25 protein-coding genes are annotated in these 20,906 nt (G+C 70.4%); 17 read left to right on the plus strand and 8 right to left on the minus strand.

Going from position 1 to position 20,906, the window contains the following annotated elements:
• Positions 1–521: 521 nt before the first annotated feature.
• The gene (locus ACT01A_RS22445) at positions 522–1,982 is read right to left on the minus strand and encodes a WS/DGAT/MGAT family O-acyltransferase (RefSeq protein ID WP_445149333.1); all 1,461 of its coding nucleotides are present in this window, start codon (positions 1,980–1,982) and stop codon (positions 522–524) included.
• A 114-nt stretch (positions 1,983–2,096) separates the two neighbouring features.
• Here ACT01A_RS22445 and ACT01A_RS22450 point away from each other — a divergent pair, with 114 nt between their 5' ends.
• The 4 genes from ACT01A_RS22450 (at position 2,097) to ACT01A_RS22465 (ending at position 5,760) form a co-directional block, all read left to right on the plus strand.
• Positions 2,097–3,203: a M28 family metallopeptidase gene (locus tag ACT01A_RS22450; RefSeq protein ID WP_445149334.1), complete on the plus strand. Its 1,107-nt coding sequence runs from the start codon at positions 2,097–2,099 to the stop codon at positions 3,201–3,203.
• A gap of 33 nt (positions 3,204–3,236) precedes the next feature.
• On the plus strand, positions 3,237–4,208 hold the full coding sequence (locus tag ACT01A_RS22455; RefSeq protein WP_445149335.1) for a 4-hydroxy-3-methylbut-2-enyl diphosphate reductase: 972 nt from the start codon (positions 3,237–3,239) through the stop codon (positions 4,206–4,208).
• Positions 4,209–4,285: 77 nt separating this feature from the next.
• Positions 4,286–4,993: a GGDEF domain-containing protein gene (locus ACT01A_RS22460; RefSeq protein WP_445149336.1), complete on the plus strand. Its 708-nt coding sequence runs from the start codon at positions 4,286–4,288 to the stop codon at positions 4,991–4,993.
• Positions 4,960–5,760, plus strand: a complete 801-nt coding sequence (locus tag ACT01A_RS22465) for a class I SAM-dependent methyltransferase (RefSeq protein WP_445149337.1) — start codon at positions 4,960–4,962, stop codon at positions 5,758–5,760. The genes ACT01A_RS22460 and ACT01A_RS22465 overlap by 34 nt, the downstream gene beginning before the upstream one ends.
• Here the strand turns inward: ACT01A_RS22465 and ACT01A_RS22470 are convergent.
• On the minus strand, positions 5,757–6,074 hold the full coding sequence (locus ACT01A_RS22470; protein ID WP_445149338.1) for an ArsR/SmtB family transcription factor: 318 nt from the start codon (positions 6,072–6,074) through the stop codon (positions 5,757–5,759). The genes ACT01A_RS22465 and ACT01A_RS22470 overlap by 4 nt on opposite strands.
• Positions 6,074–6,490, minus strand: coding sequence for an SRPBCC domain-containing protein (locus ACT01A_RS22475; protein WP_445149339.1), 417 nt, complete (start codon positions 6,488–6,490; stop codon positions 6,074–6,076). Before ACT01A_RS22475 ends, ACT01A_RS22470 begins: the two co-directional genes overlap by 1 nt.
• A 70-nt stretch (positions 6,491–6,560) precedes the next feature.
• Between ACT01A_RS22475 and ACT01A_RS22480 the strand changes: the two genes are divergently transcribed.
• Positions 6,561–7,181 carry an ATP-dependent Clp protease proteolytic subunit gene (locus tag ACT01A_RS22480; RefSeq protein WP_445149340.1) on the plus strand — a complete coding sequence of 207 codons (621 nt, stop codon included), beginning with the start codon at positions 6,561–6,563 and terminating at the stop codon, positions 7,179–7,181.
• A gap of 34 nt (positions 7,182–7,215) precedes the next feature.
• The gene (locus tag ACT01A_RS22485) at positions 7,216–8,301 is read left to right on the plus strand and encodes a metallophosphoesterase (RefSeq protein WP_445149341.1); all 1,086 of its coding nucleotides are present in this window, start codon (positions 7,216–7,218) and stop codon (positions 8,299–8,301) included.
• Here the strand turns inward: ACT01A_RS22485 and ACT01A_RS22490 are convergent.
• Positions 8,267–9,046, minus strand: a complete 780-nt coding sequence (locus ACT01A_RS22490; protein ID WP_445149342.1) for a redoxin domain-containing protein — start codon at positions 9,044–9,046, stop codon at positions 8,267–8,269. The two genes, ACT01A_RS22485 and ACT01A_RS22490, sit on opposite strands and share 35 nt — an antisense overlap.
• A gap of 130 nt (positions 9,047–9,176) precedes the next feature.
• On the opposite strand from ACT01A_RS22490, the gene ACT01A_RS22495 reads away from it, so the two are divergent.
• From ACT01A_RS22495 to ACT01A_RS22520, 6 genes are all read left to right on the plus strand, one after another.
• A complete protein-coding gene (locus ACT01A_RS22495; protein ID WP_445149343.1) occupies positions 9,177–9,914 on the plus strand; it encodes a hypothetical protein in 738 nt (245 codons plus the stop codon).
• A gap of 185 nt (positions 9,915–10,099) precedes the next feature.
• Positions 10,100–10,849, plus strand: coding sequence for a hypothetical protein (locus tag ACT01A_RS22500; protein WP_445149344.1), 750 nt, complete (start codon positions 10,100–10,102; stop codon positions 10,847–10,849).
• Between the two features lie 163 nt (positions 10,850–11,012).
• Positions 11,013–11,504: a hypothetical protein gene (locus ACT01A_RS22505; RefSeq protein WP_445149345.1), complete on the plus strand. Its 492-nt coding sequence runs from the start codon at positions 11,013–11,015 to the stop codon at positions 11,502–11,504.
• A complete protein-coding gene (locus ACT01A_RS22510) occupies positions 11,501–12,931 on the plus strand; it encodes a fenitrothion hydrolase (RefSeq protein ID WP_445149346.1) in 1,431 nt (476 codons plus the stop codon). The genes ACT01A_RS22505 and ACT01A_RS22510 overlap by 4 nt, the downstream gene beginning before the upstream one ends.
• The gene (locus ACT01A_RS22515; protein WP_445149347.1) at positions 12,928–13,107 is read left to right on the plus strand and encodes a hypothetical protein; all 180 of its coding nucleotides are present in this window, start codon (positions 12,928–12,930) and stop codon (positions 13,105–13,107) included. Before ACT01A_RS22510 ends, ACT01A_RS22515 begins: the two co-directional genes overlap by 4 nt.
• 33 nt (positions 13,108–13,140) lie before the next feature.
• Positions 13,141–13,380: a hypothetical protein gene (locus ACT01A_RS22520; protein WP_445149348.1), complete on the plus strand. Its 240-nt coding sequence runs from the start codon at positions 13,141–13,143 to the stop codon at positions 13,378–13,380.
• A 529-nt stretch (positions 13,381–13,909) separates the two neighbouring features.
• On the opposite strand, the gene ACT01A_RS22525 is transcribed toward ACT01A_RS22520, so the two are convergent.
• From ACT01A_RS22525 to ACT01A_RS22540, 4 genes are read right to left on the minus strand one after another with little or no spacing between them, the layout of a single operon-like run.
• On the minus strand, positions 13,910–14,581 hold the full coding sequence (locus tag ACT01A_RS22525; RefSeq protein ID WP_445149349.1) for an SCO family protein: 672 nt from the start codon (positions 14,579–14,581) through the stop codon (positions 13,910–13,912).
• A 2-nt stretch (positions 14,582–14,583) separates the two neighbouring features.
• A complete protein-coding gene (locus ACT01A_RS22530) occupies positions 14,584–15,858 on the minus strand; it encodes a hypothetical protein (protein ID WP_445149350.1) in 1,275 nt (424 codons plus the stop codon).
• 53 nt (positions 15,859–15,911) lie between these two features.
• A complete protein-coding gene (locus ACT01A_RS22535; protein ID WP_445149351.1) occupies positions 15,912–16,544 on the minus strand; it encodes a response regulator in 633 nt (210 codons plus the stop codon).
• Complete coding sequence (locus ACT01A_RS22540) at positions 16,541–17,527, minus strand: ATP-binding protein (protein WP_445149352.1); 987 nt, start codon at positions 17,525–17,527, stop codon at positions 16,541–16,543. Before ACT01A_RS22540 ends, ACT01A_RS22535 begins: the two co-directional genes overlap by 4 nt.
• Before the next feature lie 243 nt (positions 17,528–17,770).
• Here ACT01A_RS22540 and moeB point away from each other — a divergent pair, with 243 nt between their 5' ends.
• From moeB to tatA, 5 genes are all read left to right on the plus strand, one after another.
• Positions 17,771–18,955 (plus strand): molybdopterin-synthase adenylyltransferase MoeB, encoded by a 1,185-nt coding sequence (gene moeB / locus ACT01A_RS22545; protein ID WP_445149353.1) that lies wholly within the window; start codon positions 17,771–17,773, stop codon positions 18,953–18,955.
• A gap of 21 nt (positions 18,956–18,976) precedes the next feature.
• Positions 18,977–19,252, plus strand: coding sequence for a ubiquitin-like small modifier protein 1 (locus tag ACT01A_RS22550; RefSeq protein WP_445149354.1), 276 nt, complete (start codon positions 18,977–18,979; stop codon positions 19,250–19,252).
• Complete coding sequence (locus ACT01A_RS22555; protein WP_445149355.1) at positions 19,249–19,617, plus strand: DUF2294 domain-containing protein; 369 nt, start codon at positions 19,249–19,251, stop codon at positions 19,615–19,617. Before ACT01A_RS22550 ends, ACT01A_RS22555 begins: the two co-directional genes overlap by 4 nt.
• Before the next feature lie 51 nt (positions 19,618–19,668).
• The gene (locus ACT01A_RS22560) at positions 19,669–20,643 is read left to right on the plus strand and encodes a PLP-dependent cysteine synthase family protein (RefSeq protein WP_445149356.1); all 975 of its coding nucleotides are present in this window, start codon (positions 19,669–19,671) and stop codon (positions 20,641–20,643) included.
• Positions 20,644–20,709: 66 nt separating this feature from the next.
• Entirely contained in the window at positions 20,710–20,889 is a 180-nt protein-coding gene (gene tatA / locus ACT01A_RS22565) for a twin-arginine translocase TatA/TatE family subunit (protein WP_445149357.1), read from the plus strand.
• The last annotated feature ends 17 nt before the right edge of the window (positions 20,890–20,906 follow it).

A 20,906-nucleotide genomic window follows, 5' to 3' on the forward strand; every position in this document is an offset into this window, starting at 1 on the left:
GCGGCTAACGCTGCGCGGGCGGTGCGGGGCGTTGGGGGTGCTTCGGCTCATCAAAAGGGTGAGAGCCTTATGGCGTGGCCACCGCCCGGGAGTGATCGTCGCTTCGGGTGGTGCCGGCTGGGCTGGCTTTGGCATCAAGACATGAATGCGGGCCTCAAGGGGCGTCCGTCGGCCCTGGGGTTTGAGGGTTCGGGCCCGAAGGTCGCGCGTTTGGGGGTCCGGGTCGTTTTAGCGTCGTATATGGACGCTAACTCGACCCGGATCCCGGTTTCGAGGTGCGGGTCGCGTGAGCCGGACATATTCCGGTTGCAGCGACCCGGATCTCCGAAACCCTGGTCCCTCGAACCCCGCCGGTCGAGGGACCGCCCTGGAGGCCGAGTCTGATGTCTTGATGCGGCTGTTAATCCCCGCCGCCGGCAGCGCCCCCAGCGACGATCCACACCCCAAGCGGTCGCCACGCCACAACAGCCTCACGCCCTTTGATGAGCGAAGGACCACCAACGCCCCGCGCCCCGCCGACCTCAGGCCGGCGCCGGCGACGCGTCGCGCGTCGCCCCATTGGACGACGACCGCGCCGGCCCCGTCCTGCGCCGCGCCAACGCCAGCAGCTCCGCCAGCGACGCCTCGATCCCGTCCCCGATCCGGTCGAGGTCGGGCAGCGCGTCGTAGTCCCCCAACAAGCCGAAGTTCATCTGCCCGTTGTAGGACATGATCGCGATCGCCAGCGCGTGGCCCTTGGGCAGGAACGCGATTGGGAAGACGTCCTCCATCTCGCGCCCGCGCACGTACAAGGAGAACTGCGGGCCCGGCACGTTGGTTACGATCAGGTTGAACAACCTGGTCGAGAAGTTCAGGCGCGAGGCCTGCGCCAGGACCGTCGGTGGTGCGAAGGACTGCACACCGGTCAGCACCTCGGCGCCGACGGCCTGCTTGGACTCCTTCAGCCCGTCCATCGCCGCCTTCACCGCGCGCAGCCGCGCGACCGGGTCGGCGATGTAGACCGGCAGCGGCCCGCGCATCACGGTGATGCGGTTGCCGAGGTCGCCGGACTGCTCGGCCGAGCGCGTCGACACCGGGACCAGCGCGCGCAGCTCCAGGCCCTCGGTCCGGACGCCGCGCGAGTGCAGCCAGTCGCGCAGCGCGCCGGTCACGACGGTCAAGACCACGTCGTTGACGGTGCCGCCAAACGCGTTCTTGACCTCCTTGAAGTCCTCCAACCGGTTGCGCACCACGCGGTAGCGCCGGTGCGGGCCGATCTCCACGTTCAGCGGCGTCGCCGGCGCGGGGTTCAGGCCGGCCCACGCGACCTCGCCGAGCCCTTCGGCGGCTTCAGACACCGCGCGCCAGGTCGCGCCCGGCCGTCGCACCAGCGACAACCCCGCGCCCACCGCGCCCGCCGCGACTCGCGCCAGGCCCGCCGCGCCGCCCGCGACCAGCTCGGCGCCGGTCGGCTCGGGCTGCGGCTGCCAGGGCTCGTCGCTGTGCGGGATCTGCGGCGGCACCGGCGACAGGTCGAACATCACCGTCGCCAGGTCGACGCCGCTGATGCCGTCGATCAGCGCGTGGTGGGTCTTGGTGATCAGCGCGAAGCCGCCCTCTTCGAGCCCTTCGATGATCCACATCTCCCACAGCGGCTTGGACCGGTCCAACTGCTGGGACATGATCCGCGCGACCAGGCGCATCAGCTGGTCCTCGGACCCGGGGGCGGGCAGCGCGGTCTGGCGCACGTGGTACTCGAGGTTGAACGTGGGGTCGTCGACCCACAGCGGCCGGCCGGTCTCCAGCGGCGGCTGCGCGAGCCGCTGCCGGTAGCGCGGCACCAGGTGAAGCCGCGTCCGGATGTGGTCCAGCATCTCCTCGTAGCCGGGCGCCGGACCCTCGCAGATCACGATCCCGCCGATGTGCATGTGTGACGACGGTCCCTCCTGCGCGAGGAACGACGCGTCGACCGCGGTCAGACGATCCAGGTGCTGCTGTGCCATCCCGTACTCCCCCGATGAAGAACGTCGAGCGTCGAGCCTACTCGGGGATCGTGCGCAGTGCAGGCCCTTCGTCGGCGCGCCCACCCGGTCCTACGGGTACCGTGCCGGGCTGGCATGGCCGACGAGCCCGACGACGCACCCGAGGAGGACGCGCCCGCCGAGGACGGGCCTGGCGAAGACGCGCCCGAAGCGTCTGACGCGGCGTCGGCGCCCGCGTCGCCGCTCCCGCCCGACGACGACAGCGGCGGCCGCCTGTCGGTCAAGGTCCTCGTGATCGCGCTCGTCGTCCAGCTCGTTCTCTTCGGCGGCCTGATCGCGCTGACGCTGCACGGCTTCCCGTTCATCGGCGGAGGCGGCGGCAACAACGACGACAACCCGTACCCCAAGACGTTCCCGGCCGGCCGCGTCCCCAAGACCCACGGCGACCGCTTCGACGCCCAGGCGGCGATGGCGATCGCCAAGGAGCAGGTCGACGCCGGGCAGCGGCCCGCCGGATCCAAGACGCTGCGCGCGGAGGCCGAGAAGCTGAGGGCCCGGCTGCCCAACGGGCGCTTCGAGGCCGTCCCCGCCCAGCCCGGTCTGCGCAACATCATCGGCGACCTGCCGGGCCCGGGCCCGGTGATCGTCATCGGCGCGCACTACGACACCGAGAACCACCCGAAGGGCTTCGTCGGTGCCAACGACGCGGCCGCCGCGGTCGGCACGGTGATCGAGCTGGCCAACGCCATCAAGAAGCTCCAAAGAAGCGCGGTCGCGCCCGGGGTCCGGTTCGTGCTCTTCGACGGCGAGGAGGAGCCCCACGCGACCGACGACTTCTACCGCGACGCGCTGCGCGGCTCCAAGGCCTACGTCCAGCTGCACGCCGAGGAGGTCCGCGCGATGGTCCTGCTGGACTACATCGGCAACACCGGCGCCCGCTTCCCGCGCGAGGGCTCGTCGACCACGTCGCTGTGGGAGGACGTGCGCGCCGCGGCGACCAAGGTCGGCGTCGGCGCGATCTTCCCCGACGTCAAGGGCGTCTCGATCTTCGACGACCACACGCCGTTCCTGCGCGCTGGGATCCCGGCGGTCGACCTGATCGACTGGAACTTCAAGTACAAGGACACCGTCGAGGACACCTACGACAAGCTGTCGGTCGACTCGGTGGACGCGGTGGGGGAGACGATCGCCCAGCTGATCGCCGACTGGCCCGACACCGCCGACAGCGGCGGCGGCGGGTAAACCGCTCGCGCGGGCGCTCTACACTGGAGCGCGATGGCTTTCACCGTCGAGAAGCTGCTGCTCGCCGCGCCCCGCGGCTACTGCGCCGGGGTCGACCGCGCCGTGCAGACCGTCGAACGCGCCCTGGAGCTGTACGGCGCGCCGGTCTACGTGCGCAAGGAGATCGTGCACAACAAGCACGTCGTGGAGCAGCTGCGCGAACGCGGCGCGATCTTCGTCGACGAGCTCAACGACACGGTGCCTGAAGGCGCCACCACGGTCTTCTCCGCCCATGGCGTCTCGCCGGCGGTGCACGCCGACGCGGCGCAGCGCGGCCTGCAGACGATCGACGCGACCTGCCCGCTGGTGACCAAGGTCCACCGCGAGGCGGTCAAGTTCGCCTCCGAGGGCTACACGATCGTCCTCATCGGCCACGCCGGCCACGAGGAGGTCGAGGGCACGATGGGCGAGGCGCCGGACCACATCGTCCTGGTCGAGACCGAGGCCGACGTCGACGCGCTCGTCGTCGAGGACCCCGAGAAGATGGCCTACATCTCGCAGACGACGCTGAGCGTCGACGAGACGCGGGCGATCATCACCCGCCTGCGCGAGAAGTTCCCGGCGATCACCGGTCCGCGCACGGACGACATTTGCTACGCCACGACCAACCGCCAGGCGGCGGTCAAGCAGATGGCCGCGCACTGCGACCTGCTGCTGGTCATCGGCTCCAAGAACTCCTCGAACTCCAACCGGCTGGTGCAGGTCACGCGCGAGCTGGGGACCGACGCGCACCTGATCGACGACGTCTCCGAGGTCGACGAGACGTGGCTCGAGGGCAAGCGCGTGGTGGGCATCTCGTCCGGCGCGAGCGCGCCCGAGGAGCTCGTCCAGCGCCTGGTCGACTACTTCCGCGACCGTGGGACCGAGCAGGTCGAGGAGTTCCAGGTCGTCCAGGAGGACGTCCGCTTCATGCTCCCCAAGGCCATCCGCCAGGCGATGGCCGCCGCAGCGCCCGCGTCCGCCTAGGCCGGCGCTAAAAGTTGCCTTAAGCAGGGACGTTCCCGCTCAAGGCGGGTGTCTGTTGGCCGACAACTTCGTGTGGAATGTCCCTCCGCATCCCCACGCCGGGCGCGTTTGCCCATGCCGTTCTCGCCTCTGCCGGCCTCGTCTGCGGCTTTGCCGTCGGTGACTGGCCCGCCGCCACCGCGTGCTTCGCGCTCGCGCTCGCGGCCGCCGTCCTGCGCGCGCGCCGCGCGGAATCGGAGGCGACCGAGTTCCGTCGTCGCTCCGAGCACGACCCGCTGACCGGCGTCGGCAACTACCGCAAGCTTCACGAGCGGCTGGCCGCCGCGACCGCGCACGACCCGCAGAAGTTCGCGCTGCTGACGCTCGACGTCGACCGCTTCAAGGAGATCAACGAGACCCACGGCCACCTGGAGGGCGATCGCCTGCTCCAAGAGGTCGGGCGCGTGCTCGCCGAGAATGTCCGCGGCACCGACGTCGTGGCCCGCCAGGGCGGTGACGAGTTCTCCGTCTTGATGCCGGACTCGACCGAGGAGGGCGCCGAGATGCTCGCCCGCCGGATCGAGGAGGCGCTGGCGATGATCAAGGTGGCCGACGCGGCGCCGGTGCGCGCGTCGATCGGCGTCGCGCTGTACCCGCAGGACGGCGCGACTCCGGACGATCTGCTGGAGAAGGCCGACCTCGACCTGCGGACGACCAAGGAGCGGCGCCGCGCGGCGTCGATCGCGGTCCCCGAGGTCGCTAGCGTCGGCGCATGGAGCTCGACGCCGACGCCCTCTCAGGTCTGAACGACCACGAGGCGCGCAACCGCGCCTGGTGGAACGAGGACGCTCCGCGCTGGGTCACCTCCGCGGAGCGCAACTGGGCTGTGGAGTGCGAACCGCACTGGGGGATCTGGCACCTGCCGGAGTCCGACGTGCGGATGCTGCCGATGGGTCTGGACGGCGTGGACGGGCTCGACTTGGTCGAGCTGGGCTGCGGGACCGCGTACTGGTCGGCGTGGCTGGCACGTCGTGGGGCGCGGCCGGTCGGCGTGGACCTGAGCGAGAACCAGCTCGTGACCGCGCGGGCGATGCAGGAACGCCACGGGCTGTCGTTCCCGCTTGTGCACGCCAGCGCCGAGGACGTGCCGCTGGACGACGCGTCGTTCGACCTCGCCTTCAGCGAGTACGGCGCGGCGATCTGGTGCGAGCCGCGCGCGTGGATCGGCGAGGCCGCGCGGCTCCTGCGTCCGGGCGGGTGGCTCGTGTTCCTAGCCGGGAGCGTCCTGGCGATGCTGACCGCGCCACCGCTGCTCGGGCCCTCGGGCGAGACGCTCCAGCGGCCGATGGCGGCGCTGCGGCGCATGGAGTGGGACGACGACCCGACCGTCGAGTTCCACCTCCCGCACGGCGAGATGCTCGACCTGCTGCGCGAGACCGGCTTCGAGGACGTGCGGCTGCGCGAGCTGTACGCACCGGAGGGCGACGACGAGGACCTCGCCCACTTCGCGACGCGCGGGTGGTCGCGGAAGTGGCCGGTCGAGGAGATCTGGGCGGCGCGCAGGCGCGCTTAGAGCTGGCGGCGCAGGCGGTCCAGCCGTGCGTCCCACTGCGCGCCGGCCTCGGCCATCCAGGCCATCGCGCCGGCCAGCGGCGCGGGGGTGAGGCGGTAACGCGTCTCGCGGCCGGAGACCTCGGCGGTGGCCAGGCCGGCGTCGCGGAGCTGGGCGAGGTGCTTGGCGATCGCCTGGCGGGAGACCGGCAGCTCGCCGGCCAGCGCTGAGGCGGTTAGGCCGGGCTGCCGGGAGAGCAGCTCGATGACCTGGCGACGGGTCGGATCGGCGAGCGCGGCGAAGACGGGTCCGGGATCGGTCTGCGGGGTGGACATCAGGCGAGCGCGGCGGCGGCCATCTGCGGCCCGCGGGCGGCGGACGCGGCACGCACGGTGGTGATGGAGGCGATGCGGAGCGTGACGAGCGGGATCTCGACGACGACCAGGCGCGTGGCGGCCTCGTCGTCCGTGTCGTCCAGCGTCAGTTCGACCAGCGACGGGTCGCCGTCCTCGGCGCACCACGAGAGCGCGACGCGGCGGCCGGCCTCGACCTCCTCGATCGTCACGTGGCGGCGGATGCCGTCCTCGACGACGGTCCCGGAGGCGCCGGGCTCGACGGCGGGCAGGTCGATCTCGTCGGCGAGCCAGGTCTCCAGCCCCTCGGGCGAGGCGACGCGCTCCCAGACCTCGTCGCGCGGCGCGTCGAGCACGGTCTCGCGCCGGACGGCGCCGATCTCTTCGTGCAACTCCATGGTTGCGATGCTAGCGTGTCGCTCAACCTGCAACCAAATGGTTGCGTTACACGCACGGAAGGAGCCCCTCTTGCCCCTCGTCCCCATGGTCGTCGAGCAGTCCCCGCGCGGTGAGCGCTCGTTCGACATCTACTCGCGCCTGCTCAACGACCGCGTCGTCTTCCTCGGCAGCGTGATCGACGCGGAGATCGCCAACCTCGTCGTCGCCCAGCTCCTGCACCTGGAGGCCGACGACCCCGACAAGGACATCAGCCTGTACGTCAACTCCCCAGGCGGCGATGCGTACGCGGCGCTGGCGATGTACGACGCGATGCAGTTCGTCGCCTGCGACGTCGCCACGATCTGCTGCGGGATCGCGATGTCCGGCGGCTCGCTGATCCTCCAGGGCGGCGCGGCCGGCAAGCGGTTCGCGCTCCCCAACGCGCGGATCCTGATCCACCAGCCGCACGGCTCCTACCAGGGCCAGTCGACCGACATGGAGATCCACGCGCGCGAGGCGATCGCGTTGCGCACGCGCTACGAGGAGATCTACGCCGAGCACACCGGCCAGGACCAGTCGCGGGTCAAGGCCGACATCGAGCGCGACCGCTACTTCACGGCGGCCGAGGCGGTCGGCTACGGCCTGATCGACCGCGTGATCACCAACCGCCACGAGCAGGCAGCGGCGCGCAAGGCGGCAGGGCTGGCGTAGGCACCGCCTCCGAGATGGCTAGCGTGCGCACCCGATGCGCACGCTCGTCGTCTCCGACCTGCACCTCGGCGGCCGCACCGGCGTCGACGTCCTCCGCCGGCCCGAGGCGCGCGAGCCGCTGCTCGCGGAGCTGGCCAACGTCGGCCGGCTCGTGCTGCTCGGCGACACGCTGGAGCTGCGCCACGGCCCGGCCAAGGAGGCGCTGGCCCATGCGCGGCCCGCGCTGGAGGCGATCGGGGCGGCGCTGCCGGCGGGCGCCGAGGTCCTGATCGTCCCGGGCAACCACGACCACGCGCTCGCCGCGCCGTGGCTGGACGCTCGCGCCGGACGGCCGCTTGGTCAGGAGACGCGCGTCAAGCCGCAGACCGCGTCGCCGCTGGCGCGTCAAGTCGCGTCGTGGCTGGGCAACGGCGACCGCACGACCGTCGAGGTCGCCTACCCCGGCGTGCGGTTGCGCGAGGACGTTTACGCAACCCATGGTCATTACCTTGACCCGCACGGCTCGGTGCCGACGTTCGAGCGGCTCGCCGCGGGCGTGATGTCGCGGATCGCGGGCCAGGTGCCGGATCCCGCCACCACCGAGGACTACGAGCGCGTGCTCGCGCCGCTGTACGCCTGGATCAACTCGGCCGCCCAGCGGGCGGCGCCCGAGGGCCTCGGCGCGGGCGCCGGGCGCGCCGGCAAGGCCTATGAGTTGCTGCAGGGTGACGGCCACAAGCCGGTCCGCGCGCGCCTGCTGACCGCGGTCTTCCCGCTCGGCATCCGCGGGATCAACCTGCTCGGCGTCGGGCCGGTCTCCTCCGACCTCTCCGCCGACGCGCTGCGGCGCAACAGCCTGGAGGCGATGAGCCAGGTCGTCGAGCGCTTGGGCATCGAGGCCGAGCACGTGATCTTCGGCCACAGCCACCGCACCGGTCCGCTGGCCTCTGATGACATCACCGAGTGGCGCACGCCGTCGGGCGCGTGGCTCTACAACAGCGGCTCGTGGGTGCACGAGCCGTCGTTCACGGGCGCGGCCGGCGCGTCGAGCCCGTACTTCCCCGGCGGCGCCTACGTCGTCGGCGACGAGGGGCCGCCCGGCCTGCTCAGGCTTCTGGACTCGGTGCCAGACCCGGCGTGAAGCACGTGGCGTGGGCGATCACGCCGTCGCCCACGCTGAACTCGAGCACTCCTGCCTCGTGGCGCTCGTGCGCGACGAGCTGGTGCGCGCCCGTGTAGTCCACGGTGCGCTCCTCGCCGTTGACGACGATCGTCCCTGGCGTGCCGGCGTCGGCGGACTCCAGCTCCAGGACCGCCCAGACCCCGCCGGCCTCGTAGGGCCCCTCGTAGGCGCCGGCGACGTCGTCGGTCGGCACGACCACCAGCGCCTCCGGGTCGTCCTCGGGGTGGAGGTACGCGGTCAGCGGCTCGCCCTCGAGGCCCAGCAGCTCCTGGATCGCCTGCTCGGTCTCGTGGTAGCCGCCCTCGCCCATGTGGGCCTCGAACAGCCGCAGGTCCTGGTTGTAGAGGTAGCGCGCCGGCCAGCCGCGGTTGTCGTAGATCCGCCAGAGCTGAAGGTCGGGGTCCAGGAGCACCGGATGCTCGATGCCTAGGCGCTTGACGGCGGCTGCCACGGCAGCGGGGTCCTTGCCGGGTGCGAAACCCGGCGCGTGGACCGAGATCACGCGCAGGCCCGCGGCCTCATAGCGCGCGTGCCAGGCCTGGAGATACGGCAGCGTGCGCAGCGAGGCGGGGCGGCAGAAATCCCAGAACTCCAGGAGCACCGGGCGGCCCTTCTGCTTGTCCATCCGCAGCGTCGCGACGTTGAGCCACTCGAGGCTCGCGGGGAACATCGGGGCGGTAATGGTGTCGGTCGGGACGCGCACGAGGGCGGCGACGGTACCAGCGCGAAAGGCAAGGACGCGGACAGACGTCACACACCCACCGCAACTCTTGTGCCTGCGGTGTTCTAGATAAGCTGCGCACCCGTCCCGCGAATTCTCTGGAGGAGAAGCTTTGCGCAAGGTCTCACTCGTGGTGGCTGCTGCCGCCGCGCTTTTGTGCTTCGCTGCCGTCGCCCTGGCGCAGACGAACACGTACACCGTTTCTGGCAAGATCGCCAGCGGCGGCTCGAAGAAGAAGCCGAAGCCGGTTAGCGTCGACTTCGGCTACACGGTCGGCACCCAGGAGAGCACGCTCGCCTCGCCGGTCAAGACGTACAAGATTCATCTCGACGGGGTCAAGGGCAACGCCGACTTCGTGTCCAAGAAGTGCGCCGCGTCGAAGCTGAACGCCATGACGACGCCGGACCCCTCGTCCTGCCCGTCGGGCTCGAAGGTCGGCTCCGGCTCGGTTGACGCGCTCGTCGGCACGGCCGGCCAGCCGGTCACGCCCGACACGATCAAGTGCCACCTGGACCTGTCGATCTACGCCGGCACGAAGAAGAGCCTCACGCTCTTCCTCTCGGGCAAGCTCCCGACGTGCATCACGACGATCAACCAGGCGATCGACGCCAAGTTGACGACCGACAGCAAGGGCGGGAACCTGACGTTCACGGTTCCGGACGAGCTCCTGCACCAGGTCGGCCTGGACATCTCGGTGACCAAGGTCACGTCGAAGATCAAGAAGCTCGGCAAGGGCACGAAGGGCCTCTTCACGTCGACGGGCTGCAAGGGGACCCGCAACGTGGAGGTCACGTTCACGTCCGAGACCGGCCAGACGGCCAAGCAGGCCAGCCCGGCCGGCAAGTGCTGATCTAGTAGCACTCGCACGACCAGCAGTTTCGCTGTACGAACGAAGGGCGGACCACATGGTCCGCCCTTCGTCGTTGTTGGGGGACTACTCCGAAAGGACTAAACGCATGTCCTAAGGACGCGGCAGGGTCATCCCGAAGAAGGTAGGCGCGTCCCGGAAGTTCCCCCGCAGGAGGAGAAGGAAGCGTGCGCATCACCCGCGTGGTCGCCGCGGCGGCCACCATCGCCGTCGCGGCGTCGGCCGTCGCTGTCGCCCAAACCACGACGTTCGCGGTCGGCGGCTCGGTCACCGTCACGGGCGGCACGAAGGCCAAGCCCAAGCCGGGCGGCCTGTCGTTCAAGTTCGACGTGTCGGACCCGTCGGGCAACCAGACCCCGCCGGTCCAGACGTACAGCATCATGTACGAGGGCGGGCGGCTGAACACCGGCATCCTGCCCGCGTGCAAGGCGGACACGCTGAACGCGATGTCGACGCCCGACGTCGCGTCCTGCCCGTCGGGCTCGAAGATCGGCTCGGGCAAGCTGACCGCGCTGATCGGCTCGGCCGGCCAGCCGACCTCGTCCGCGTCGCCCTGCCAGGCGTCGCTGTCGCTGTTTGCCTCCAACAAGGGTCACGCGACGCTGTTCGTCAGCTCCAAGCTGGCCAACTGCCCGGTGGCGCTGGCCCAGGCGATCGACATGCAGTACGTGACAAAGGGCGAGTACGCCGGCCTGAAGTTCACCGTGCCCGAGCTCCTGCGCCACCAGGTCGGGCTGGACATCACGGTCACCCACGCCGACGTCGCGTTGAGCAAGATCGTCAAGACGGTCAAGAAGAAGAAGGTCGGCTACATCGAGTCGACCGGCTGCAAGGACGGCAAGCGCGACATCGTCGTGACGTTCACCGACGAGACCGGCGCGTCGTTCCCGGCCCAGGCGACGCTCGGCAAGTGCTGATCTGAGCTGACGGACGGCAGAAGACGGACGGGGGCGGGGCGTCGCTGCGACGCGCCGCCCCTTCGTCTTCCCGATGGCCGAGGCGAAAGTCGCGCGGTCGTGCTCGCACGCCGCACGATCACAACCGCGCGCTTTTTCGCCTCGACCATCTAGGTTGTCGGGCATGTCCTCACGTGCCCGCATCGGGATCGTGGTCGGCGCCGTCGTGGTGTTGGTGGTGGCGTTCATCGTCGCCAGCGGTGGTGGCGACGACGACAACGACAAGACGTCGGCGTCCACGACGCAGCAGACGGCGACCGCTCCCACGTCCACCGATGAGACGTCCACCGACATGTCGGGTGGGACGTCGATCGTCAAGACGACGACCGCGGCGACGAAGCCCGCCGAGCCCGCGATCCCGGTCGTCACCGTCAAGAACGCCAAGCCGGTGGGCGGGATCCAGAAGATCAAGTTCACCAAGGGCGACACGATCGAGTTCAAGGTCGTCTCGGACACGACCGACGAGATCCACTTCCACGGCTACGACATCGGCCAGGACGTCAAGGCCGGCGGCTCGACCACCTTCAAGACCAAGGCGACGATCGAGGGTCGGTTCGTCGTCGAGCTCGAGGATCACGAGCAGCAGATCGCCGAAGTCGAGGTCGACCCGTCGTGACGCCGCGGCGCCGGCGGGCGCTGATCGCGGCGTGCGGCGCGGGCCTGGCGCTCGCGGCCCCCGCGACCGCGTCCGCGCACGGGCTGGTCGGCAAGCAGGACCTGCCGATCCCGCGCTGGCTGTTCGCGTGGGCGGCGGCGGTCGTGCTGGTCGCGTCGTTCGTCGGGCTCGCCGTGCTGTGGGCGACGCCGCGACTGCAGGACGTCGCCGAGCGACGGCGCTTCGACGTGCCGCGCGCGCTGGAGGTCTTCTTCGGCGCGCTGGGCGTCGCGTTCTTCGTCTTCTGCATCTACGCCGGGTTCGCGGGCACCCAGGCGGCGACGGCAAACCTGCTGCCGACGATCATCTACGTGTACTTCTGGGTCGTCATCCCGTTCGTGAGCGTGCTGTTCGGCGACGTCTTCCGCGCGGTCAACCCGTGGCTGGCGATTGGCAAGGCGGCCGGATGGGTCGTCAAGCGGACCGGCGCGGCGGGGGAGGACGGCGCGGAGCCGTTGCAGTACCCGGCGTGGCTGGGGCGCTGGCCGGCGGCGATCGGGGTCCTGGTCTTCGCGTGGGTCGAGCTGATCTACGCCGACAAGGACGATCCGTCGCAGCTGGCGACGATGGCGCTCGCCTACACCGCGGTGCAGCTCGTCGGGATGTCGCTGTACGGCGTGCAGCAGTGGTCGACGCGCGGCGACGCGTTTGGCGTCTACTTCGGGATGTTCGCGCGGATCTCGCCGCTGCACTGGAAGGACCGCGGGCTGTTCACGCGCCCGGTCCTGGGCGGCGCGCCGAAGCTGAGCGCGGTCGCAGGCACGGTGCCGCTGTTGTGCATCATGATCGGGACGACGTCGTTCGACGGCTTCTCGCAGGGCACGACGTGGAACTCGATCGTGCCGCACCTGCAGGACTTCTTCGGGTCCTTGGGGTTGAACGCCGAACACGCGCTGGAGTGGGCGGGGACGGTCGGCGTCGTCGCCATGTGCTGCTTCATCGGCGTGCTCTACCGGCTGGGCGTGATGGGCATGCACACGGTCGGGCGGGGACGGTTCACGGCCGCGCAGCTCAGCGGGTCGTTCATCCACACGCTGATCCCGATCGCGTTCGCCTACGTGTTGGCGCACTACTTCTCGCTGGTGGCCTACCAGGGGCAGGCGATCCTGCCGCTGGCGTCCGACCCGCTGGGCGACGGCTCGGATCTCCTCGGGACGGCGACGTCGACCATCAACTACACGTGGATCAGCGCGACCGGCGTCTGGTACGTACAGGTCGCGGCGCTGGTGATCGGACACGTCGCCGGCCTGGCGCTCGCGCACGACCGCGCGCTGGCGCTGTTCGAGAAGGCACGCGACGCGACGCGCTCGCAGTACTGGATGCTCGCGGTGATGGTGGCGTTCACCTCGCTCGGCCTGTGGCTGCTGTCGGCGGCGGCGCAGTCATGAGCGCGCTCGCGGTGTTGATCCTCGCCCACGCCGGCCACTGGCTGGCGGGACTGCTGTACCTCGCGCCGGTGGTGATCGTCGTGGGCGCGCTGGTGTTCCAGTCCTGGAAGGACCGGCGCCTGGGTCCCGACGACGCCGACGAGCGCGCAGGCGACACGCCGGACGCTTCCGTGTGATCTCCGGCCGAGGGCGGGTAGGACCCGGCCGGGATGACGGTGAGGCAGCTGCACAACCTCCTCCGCGGGCTCGATGACACCCGCGAGGTCGTCGTGCGGCGACGCGGCGGGCGCCAGGGCGACGTCCTGAAGGAGATCTGGCGCGGCGCGCAGGACGAGGCAGACGCGGCGTACGCGCTGTGGTGCGAGCTGCGGGGGCGCGACGCGTACCTGGCTTATCGCGCGGCGGCGGACCGGGCGGACGCGGCGCTGGACGCGTTGGTGGCGGGGTAGGGGCGGCTGCTGCATCGCGCCGCGGCGTAGGGCGCGGGGCGTTGGTGGTTCTTCGCTCATCAAGGGCGTGAGGCTGTTGTGGCGTGGCCGCCGCCTGGGAGTGATGGTCGCTTCGGGTGGTGCCGGCCGGGCTGGCTTTTGCAGCAAGACATGAATGCGGGTCTCAAGGGGCGTCCGTCGGCCCTGGGGTTTGAGGGTTCGGGCCCGAAGGGCGTGCGTTTGGGGGTCCGGGTCGTTTTAGCGTCGTATATCGACGCTAACTCGACCCGGATCCCGGTTTCGAGGTGCGGGTCGCTTGAGCCGGACATATTCCGGTTGCAGCGACCCGGATCTCCGAAACCCCTGGTCCCTCGAACCCCGACGGTCGAGGGACCGCCGTGGAGGCCGAGTCTGATGTCTTGATGCGCTGTAAATCCCCGCCCGCTGGCAGCGCCCCCAGCGACGATCCACACCCCAAGCGGTCGCCACGCCTCAGCGGCCTCACGCCCTTCGCCGCCCAACCCCAACGCCTCGCGCGCCGCCACAAGCCCTATGAGGAGCCAGCAGCCGGCGCCCGCGTCGCCGCCTTCTCCGCCTCCAAAACCCGAAGGTCGTGCGCCAGCCCCTCCGGCGTCAGCTTCTCCACGGGCCACCCAACCCGCTGAACCCCGCGCGCATCCACCAACACCACGTACGCCGAGTGGTCGAACGCCTTGCCCTGCGGCTGCACGCCGTAGGCCTTCCAGATCGGCTCCAGCTCTGCCCGCGATCCCAACAAGAAGCGCATGCGCCCCGTCAAAGACTGCTGGTTGACGAAGCGCCGCGCATTCAACTGCGTGTCGTTCGCCGGATCGACGGAGATCGCGAGCGTCGGGACGTCCTGGCCGATGTCGTCGAGCGCGCCGCGGATCTGCTGGGCGGTCAGCGGGCAGGTGTCCTTGCACGTCGAGTACATGAACGTGAGGACCACCGGCTCGCCGCGGTACTGGGCGAGCGTCGCGAGCTTGCCGTCCTGGTCCTTCAAAGAGAACCGGATCGGCGGGATCCCGTCAGGGCGCAGCGCGCCCTCGAACCCGTCAGAGCTCGACTTCGACCCGCCGGCGAAGACGACGACCGCCAGCGCACCGAGCAAGACGAGCGTCGCGACCAGCATCAGCGTCAGCCGGACGCGGGGCGGAATCCCGGCCCCCGGCGACGCCTTGCCGGTCTCGACAGCAGGCACCTCTAGGCCGGGGCGTCGCCCTCGTCCGCCTGATCCTCACCCTCGACCTCAGCCTGAGGCTCGGCCTCGGGGGAGGTCGTGGCGGGGGTGACGGGCGCTTCGTCGGCCTCGGCCGTCGCCGTCTCGTCAGCCGGCGACGGGTCGATCGCCGGGGCATCGTCGGCGCTCGTCGTGGCGGGCGTAACCGGCGCTTCGGGGGCGTCGGTCGCTGCCTCGGCGGCCGGAGCGGCCTCCGTCGCGGGAGCCTCCGCGGCCGGCGTCTCCGGCTCATCGGCCGGCTCCGGCTCCTGGTCGGCGAACAAAGCCGCGAGCGCGTCGAGGCCCTTGATCTTCGCGCCGCCGAAGCCGCCGCCGAAGGACGTCTGCTGGCGCGAGGACTTCGCGTCCTCGCGACGCTTGCGGCGCTGCTCGTCGCGGCGCTTGTCCTCCTCGTCGCGGGCGCGGCGCTGAGCCTGGCGGGACTCGCGCTCGAGCAGGTCGCGCTTGGGCAGGATCACCTGGGCGGCGATCTCCGGCTCCAGCGACGCGATCAGCTCGGCGGCCATCGCCTGGCCAAGGGCCTCGGCGACCTCGCCGGACGGGTGCGCGTTGCGCTTCATCCGGCGCGCGGTGTGCGACGCGCGGGCGAGCTGCTTGGCGGCGTGCTGGGAGACCGGGCGCCGGGCGCCCTTCTTGAACCCGCGGACGTTCTCGGTGACCTCGTCGCGCAACTTCTCCGGGAACCCGCGGAAAAGCTCCTTGAGCTGGGCGACGTCGAGGTCGTCCTTGGTCGCCGCGACGGCCGCGCGCAGCTCGGGCCACGGCAACGGCTCGCGCTTGGGCTTCTCCTGCAGACGCTTCTTGACGACGGGAAGCTTCTTCTCCTCGGCGCGGCCGAGGATCTTCGGGCCGACGGGCTCATCGGACGCGGGAGCGTCGGCGGCAGGCGCGGCCTCGGCGGCGGGAGCGGCCTCGGTCGACTCAGCCCCGGCGGCCGGAGCGTTCTCCGTCGGCGTCGCATCCGCGGCGGGAGCGGCCTCAGCGACCTCCGGCTCGGTCGTCTCCGGCGCGGGTGTGTCCTCCGCGGGCGGCACGGAGCCGGCCGGGTCGGCCTCCGGGGACGCAGCCGCGCCCTCGGTCGCGCCGGCCGGCGTCTCCTCGGCGGGCGCCTCGCCCGTAGGCGTGGGCGCGTCCGGCTCCGAGGGGGCCGCGGCCTCCGTCGGGGTCTCTTCCTGCTGCGGCTCCGGCGCGGTCTCTGCCGCGACGGCGCCCTCGGGATGCTCCTGCTGCTCGCTCACCACCCTCAAGGATGCCCCATCCGACAAGAGGACGTCGGCAGGGCGAGCGATTTCTACGGCTCGACCAGCCCGCGCCGGATCGCGTAGCGCACCAGCTCGACCCGATCGCGCATCCCCAGCTTGCGCAGGAGGTTTCCGCGGTGCGACTCCACGGTCTTCTCGGAGAGGTGCAGGATCTCGCCGATCTCGCGGTTGGTGTGCGCCTCGGCGATCAGCTTGAGGACCTCCTGCTCGCGCGGCGTCAGCGGCTCGACCGGCCCGGTGCTGTCGTCGGCCATCCACTCGCGCACCAGCGCCCGCTGGGCCGCGTTGGTCAGGAACGGCTCGTTGCGGACGACCGAGCGGACCGCGTCCACGAGGAACTGGTCCGCCTCCTTCTTCAACACGTAGCCGCCCGCGCCGGCCTTCAGCGCCTCGAAGAGGTAGCGGTCGTCGTCGTGCATCGAGAGGATCAAGACCGCCACTTCCGGTGCATGCGACTTGATCTCGCGCGCGGCCTGCAGCCCGGTCAGCTTCGGCATCGAGACGTCGAGGATGCAGACGTCCGGCCGTTCGGCCAGCGCGCGCTCGACCGCCTCGGCGCCGTCACCGGCCTCGGCGACGACCTCCATGTCGGCCTGGCGCTCCAGCAGCAGCTTCAACCCGCCGCGCACGACGCCGTGGTCGTCGGCGATCAGCAGCCTCATGCCGCCGCCTCCGCCCAGAGGTCGTGGTCCAGGCGCAGCTCGACGGCGGTCCCGCGTCCTGGCTGAGACGCGACCCGCACGCGCCCGCGCGCGAGGCGTGCGCGCTCGCGCATGCCCACCAGGCCGATGCCGTCGGTCGCGTCGCCGGGAGAGAACCCGACGCCGTCGTCGACGACGCGCACGACCGGCCGCCCGTGGTCGCGCCCGACCTCGACGATCACGCTCGTCGCGTTCGCGTGGCGCGTCACGTTGGACAGCGACTCCTGCACCACGCGGTAGACCACCGTCTGCTCGTGGTCGGCGAGGTCGGTCAAAGGGTCGTAGCAGCGCAACACGGCCGGGACGCCCGTCGCGTCGCTGAAGCGCTCCAGCTGGGTGCGCAGCGCGGCCTCCAGACCGTGGTCGTCCAACGCGGCCGGGCGCAGCTCGCGCGCCAGGCGCAGCAGCTCGTCCATCGCGGTGATCGCCACGCTCTTGGTTTCCCGCAGCTCGGCCTCCAGCGCAGGCGGCGCGTCGTGGACGTGTGCCTCCAGCCGCAGCAGGACCGCGGTCAGCGCCTGGTTGCACTCGTCGTGCAGATCGCGCGCGACGCGTGCGCGCTCGGCCTCTTGGCCCTGGAGCACCGCGGCGGCGGTCCGGGACCGCTCGTCCTCGATGCGGTCGAGCATGCGGTTGAACGCCTGCACGAGCCGGATGACGTCCTCGGAGTCGGCCTCCGGCACGTCGGCGCGCTTGCCGGGCGTCGCGAGGTCGATCCGCTCCATGACGTCGATCAGCTTCTCCAGCGGCGCGAAGCGGCGGCGCAGCACGAAGCCGTTGACCAGGACGGCGCCGAGGATGCCCGCGACCAGCACGAGCGCCTGGCGTCGGCCGACGACGTCGTCCCACGACAGGCGCGCAGCCGCGATCGCCGCCGCGCCGGTGGCGACGATCAGCAGGGCGTTGATCGCGAGAATTTGGGTGGCGAGCGTCGGCTTGCGCATCTTGGGGTCTAGACCCCATATCGGCCGCTCGCGCCAAATCCGATACTGGTGGTGCAGCAAGTCCCGACCGGCAGGCTTTTCAGTCTCGGTAAGGCAAGGTGGCGAGGCACCGTTCATCCGGCGCCGGGGGGCACCCCGGATGAACGGTGACCTCCACTCTTCTCGGCTCTCGGCAACGCGGTCTCCGCGCGCTACACTTTCTGAAGCGCGAATCCCGACCGACGTTCAGGTGATTACCCTCCGATGAGCCCTTCCGGCGCCGAGTACATCAAGCAGGTCAAGGCCCAGATCAACGAGACCGACCCCTCCGCCGTGAGCGAGGTCCTCGGCGCCCACGGCGTCGTCATCGTTGACGTCCGCGAGCAGGACGAGTGGTCCGCCGGCCACATCCCCGGCGCGAAGTTCGTCACCCGCGGCCACCTGGAGTCCCGGATCGAGGGCGCCGCCCCGAACCGCTCGGACCGCGTGATCCTCTACTGCGCCTCGGGCAACCGCTCCGCGCTCGCCGCCAAGACGCTGCGCGAGGAGCTCGGCTACGAGCACGTCGAGTCGATGACCGGCGGCTTCACGTTGTGGAAGGACCGCGGCTACGCCGTCGACACCCCGCGCACGTTCACGCCCGAGCAGCGCCAGCGCTACTCGCGCCACTTCCTGCTCAACGAGGTCGGCGTCGAGGGCCAGGAGAAGCTGCTCGACGCCAAGGTGCTGCTGCTCGGCGCCGGCGGCCTCGGCTCGCCGACCGCGCTCTACCTCGCCGCCGCCGGCGTCGGCACGATCGGCATCGTCGACGACGACGTGGTCGACGTCTCCAACCTCCAGCGCCAGGTCATCCACTCCACCTCGCGCGTCGGCGTCGCGAAGGTCGACTCCGCCGAGCAGGCGATCAACGACCTCAACCCGGACGTCGTCGTCAAGAAGTTCCAGACGCGCCTGGACGCCTCGAACATCGTCGACATCATCAAGGACTTCGACATCGTCGTCGACGGCGTCGACAACTTCCCGACGCGCTACCTGCTCAACGACGCGTCGGTGCGCCTGAAGATCCCGGTCGTCAGCGCCGCGATCCTCGGCTTTGAGGGCCAGCTCAGCGTCTTCGCCCCGTACGACGGCCCGTGCTACCGCTGCCTCTTTAACTCGCCGCCGCCGGCCGAGCTGGCGCCGTCGTGCGGCGCCAACGGCGTCCTCGGCGTGCTGCCGGGCACGATGGGCCTGCTCCAGGCGACCGAGGTCATCAAGTTGATCATCGGTCAGGGCGAGCCGCTCATCGGCCGCCTGCTGATCTACGACGCGCTCGACGCGACGACCACCGAGCTGAAGGTCCGCCGCGACCCCGAGTGCCCGATCTGCTCGCGCGAGCCCGAGTCGATCACCGACGAGGAGCTCGGCGTGTTCCCCGACTACGAGGCGTTCTGCGCCGCGGCGGGCTAAGGGCTAGGGTCCCGAAAAGCTATGGCAACGATCCGCATTCCCCCCGTCCTGCGCCCGTCCGTTGGCGGCGAGCGTGAGGTGAGCGCCGATGGCGCCAACGTCGGCGAGGTCCTCGAGGGCCTGGCGACCGCCCATCCCGACACGCGCGGTCAGCTCTTCAGCGCCGAGGGCGAGCTCAACAAGTACGTCAACGTCTACCTCAACGACGAGGACGTCCGCGTGCTCGACGGGCTGACGACGCCCGTCGGCGAGGGCGACAGCCTCGTGATCCTGCCGGCCATGGCCGGCGGGTCGTGACCCCAGCCGTCGATCCAGGGGAGCAGCGTGCGGCGATCGCCAACGCGATCGTCGCGCTCTTCAAGGAGTTCTACGGCAAGGGTCCGACCGCGGCCAAGACGTATTTCAACGACGACTGGGTCTTCGTCGTGCTGGACGAGGGCCTCACGCGCAACGAGCGCACGCTCGTCGACGCCGGCGAAGGCGAGATGGTCCGCACCGTGCGCCTGCGGTTCCAGGCGGTGATGACCGACCGGATGACCGGCGCGGTCTCCGACGTCACCGGCCGTCGCGTCCTGACCTACCACTCCCAGCTGCTGCTGGACCCGGACTACAGCGTCGAGATGTTCCTGCTCGAGCCGTTGCCGGACGGGCACGGGGCATAGCGTCCGCGCGCGTAGGCGCGCTGCTGGACCATCGCTATATTTCGTGAAGTTATGGCTGTCCCGCCCCTTCAGAACCGGCCTTGCGGCGGTCGCTACGGCGACATCGTGCAGGCGATCGGCAACACCCCGTTGGTCGAGCTGCGCCGCCTGTCGCCTAAGCCGGGCGTGCGCATCTGGGCCAAGATGGAGTCCCACAACCCGACGGGCTCGGTCAAGGACCGCGTCGCGCGGGCGCTGATCGAGGACGCCGAGGAGAAGGGCGCGATCCAGCCCGGGATGACGATCCTGGAGCCGACGTCGGGCAACACCGGCATCGCGCTGGCGATGATCTGCTCACGCAAGGGCTACAAGCTCAAGGTCGTCATGCCCGACAACGTCACCCCGGAGCGCACGCAGCTCCTGGAGATGTACGGGGCGCAGATCGTCTACTCGCCGGGCGACCAGGGCTCCAACGGAGCCGTCGCGATGGCGCTGAAGATGGCCGAGGAGGACGCCTCCTACTACATGCCCTACCAGTACGGGAACGCCGCGAACCCGCGCGCCCACTACGAGGGCACCGCGCCGGAGATCCTGCGCGAGCTGGACGGCGACATCTCCGCGTTCGTCGCGGGCCTGGGCACCGGCGGCACGCTGATGGGCAACGGGCGCCGCTTCAAGGAGGAGCTCGGCGACGCGGTCAAGATCGTCGCGGCCGAGCCCATGCAGGGCGAGCCCGTCCAGGGCCTGCGCTCGCTGGACGACGGCTTCATCCCGCCGATCATCGACCTCTCCGTGCTCGACCGGAAGATCTTCGTCACCAACCGCGACGCGATCATCTGGACGCGCAAGCTGCTTGACGAGGAGGGGATCTTCGCCGGCGTCTCGAGCGGCGCGATCGCCTCGATCGCCGTCCGGATCGCCAACGAGATGGACGAGGGCAACGTCGTCTTCATCGTCTGCGATGACGGCTGGAAGTACCTGTCATCCGGGATCTACACGCTGCCGGTCGACGAGGTCGCCAACCTCGACTCGACTGTGTGGTGGTAAATGCCGATACAGGTTTGGACGGCGATCCAACCCAACCGCAACACGACGTCTGCGAGAATGTGACCTATGCCCGGTGTCGGTGTTCCTGAACTGCTTATCATCCTCGTCATTGCCTTGATCGTCCTCGGCCCGAAGAAGCTGCCCGAGGCGGGCCGCTCGCTGGGCAAGGGGATGCGCGAGTTCAAGGACTCGCTCAACGGGATGCACGTTGACGACGACGAGAAGCCGGCGATCAAGAGCGAGTAGCTCGGATCGCTAGTGTC

The sequence above is a fragment of the Baekduia sp. Peel2402 genome (assembly GCF_052567285.1).

Excerpts from the sequence above, each read along its gene's own strand:
- ACT01A_RS22445 (WP_445149333.1), bottom strand. The coding sequence starts at position 1,982 with ATGGCACAGCAGCACCTGGATCGTCTGACCGCGGTCGACGCGTCGTTC.
- ACT01A_RS22450 (WP_445149334.1), top strand. The coding sequence starts at position 2,097 with ATGGCCGACGAGCCCGACGACGCACCCGAGGAGGACGCGCCCGCCGAG.
- ACT01A_RS22455 (WP_445149335.1), top strand. The coding sequence starts at position 3,237 with ATGGCTTTCACCGTCGAGAAGCTGCTGCTCGCCGCGCCCCGCGGCTAC.
- ACT01A_RS22460 (WP_445149336.1), top strand. The coding sequence starts at position 4,286 with ATGTCCCTCCGCATCCCCACGCCGGGCGCGTTTGCCCATGCCGTTCTC.
- ACT01A_RS22465 (WP_445149337.1), top strand. The coding sequence starts at position 4,960 with ATGGAGCTCGACGCCGACGCCCTCTCAGGTCTGAACGACCACGAGGCG.
- ACT01A_RS22470 (WP_445149338.1), bottom strand. The coding sequence starts at position 6,074 with ATGTCCACCCCGCAGACCGATCCCGGACCCGTCTTCGCCGCGCTCGCC.
- ACT01A_RS22475 (WP_445149339.1), bottom strand. The coding sequence starts at position 6,490 with ATGGAGTTGCACGAAGAGATCGGCGCCGTCCGGCGCGAGACCGTGCTC.
- ACT01A_RS22485 (WP_445149341.1), top strand. The coding sequence starts at position 7,216 with ATGCGCACGCTCGTCGTCTCCGACCTGCACCTCGGCGGCCGCACCGGC.
- ACT01A_RS22505 (WP_445149345.1), top strand. The coding sequence starts at position 11,013 with ATGTCCTCACGTGCCCGCATCGGGATCGTGGTCGGCGCCGTCGTGGTG.
- ACT01A_RS22515 (WP_445149347.1), top strand. The coding sequence starts at position 12,928 with ATGAGCGCGCTCGCGGTGTTGATCCTCGCCCACGCCGGCCACTGGCTG.
- ACT01A_RS22520 (WP_445149348.1), top strand. The coding sequence starts at position 13,141 with ATGACGGTGAGGCAGCTGCACAACCTCCTCCGCGGGCTCGATGACACC.
- ACT01A_RS22535 (WP_445149351.1), bottom strand. The coding sequence starts at position 16,544 with ATGAGGCTGCTGATCGCCGACGACCACGGCGTCGTGCGCGGCGGGTTG.
- ACT01A_RS22540 (WP_445149352.1), bottom strand. The coding sequence starts at position 17,527 with ATGCGCAAGCCGACGCTCGCCACCCAAATTCTCGCGATCAACGCCCTG.
- moeB (WP_445149353.1), top strand. The coding sequence starts at position 17,771 with ATGAGCCCTTCCGGCGCCGAGTACATCAAGCAGGTCAAGGCCCAGATC.
- ACT01A_RS22550 (WP_445149354.1), top strand. The coding sequence starts at position 18,977 with ATGGCAACGATCCGCATTCCCCCCGTCCTGCGCCCGTCCGTTGGCGGC.
- ACT01A_RS22560 (WP_445149356.1), top strand. The coding sequence starts at position 19,669 with ATGGCTGTCCCGCCCCTTCAGAACCGGCCTTGCGGCGGTCGCTACGGC.
- tatA (WP_445149357.1), top strand. The coding sequence starts at position 20,710 with ATGCCCGGTGTCGGTGTTCCTGAACTGCTTATCATCCTCGTCATTGCC.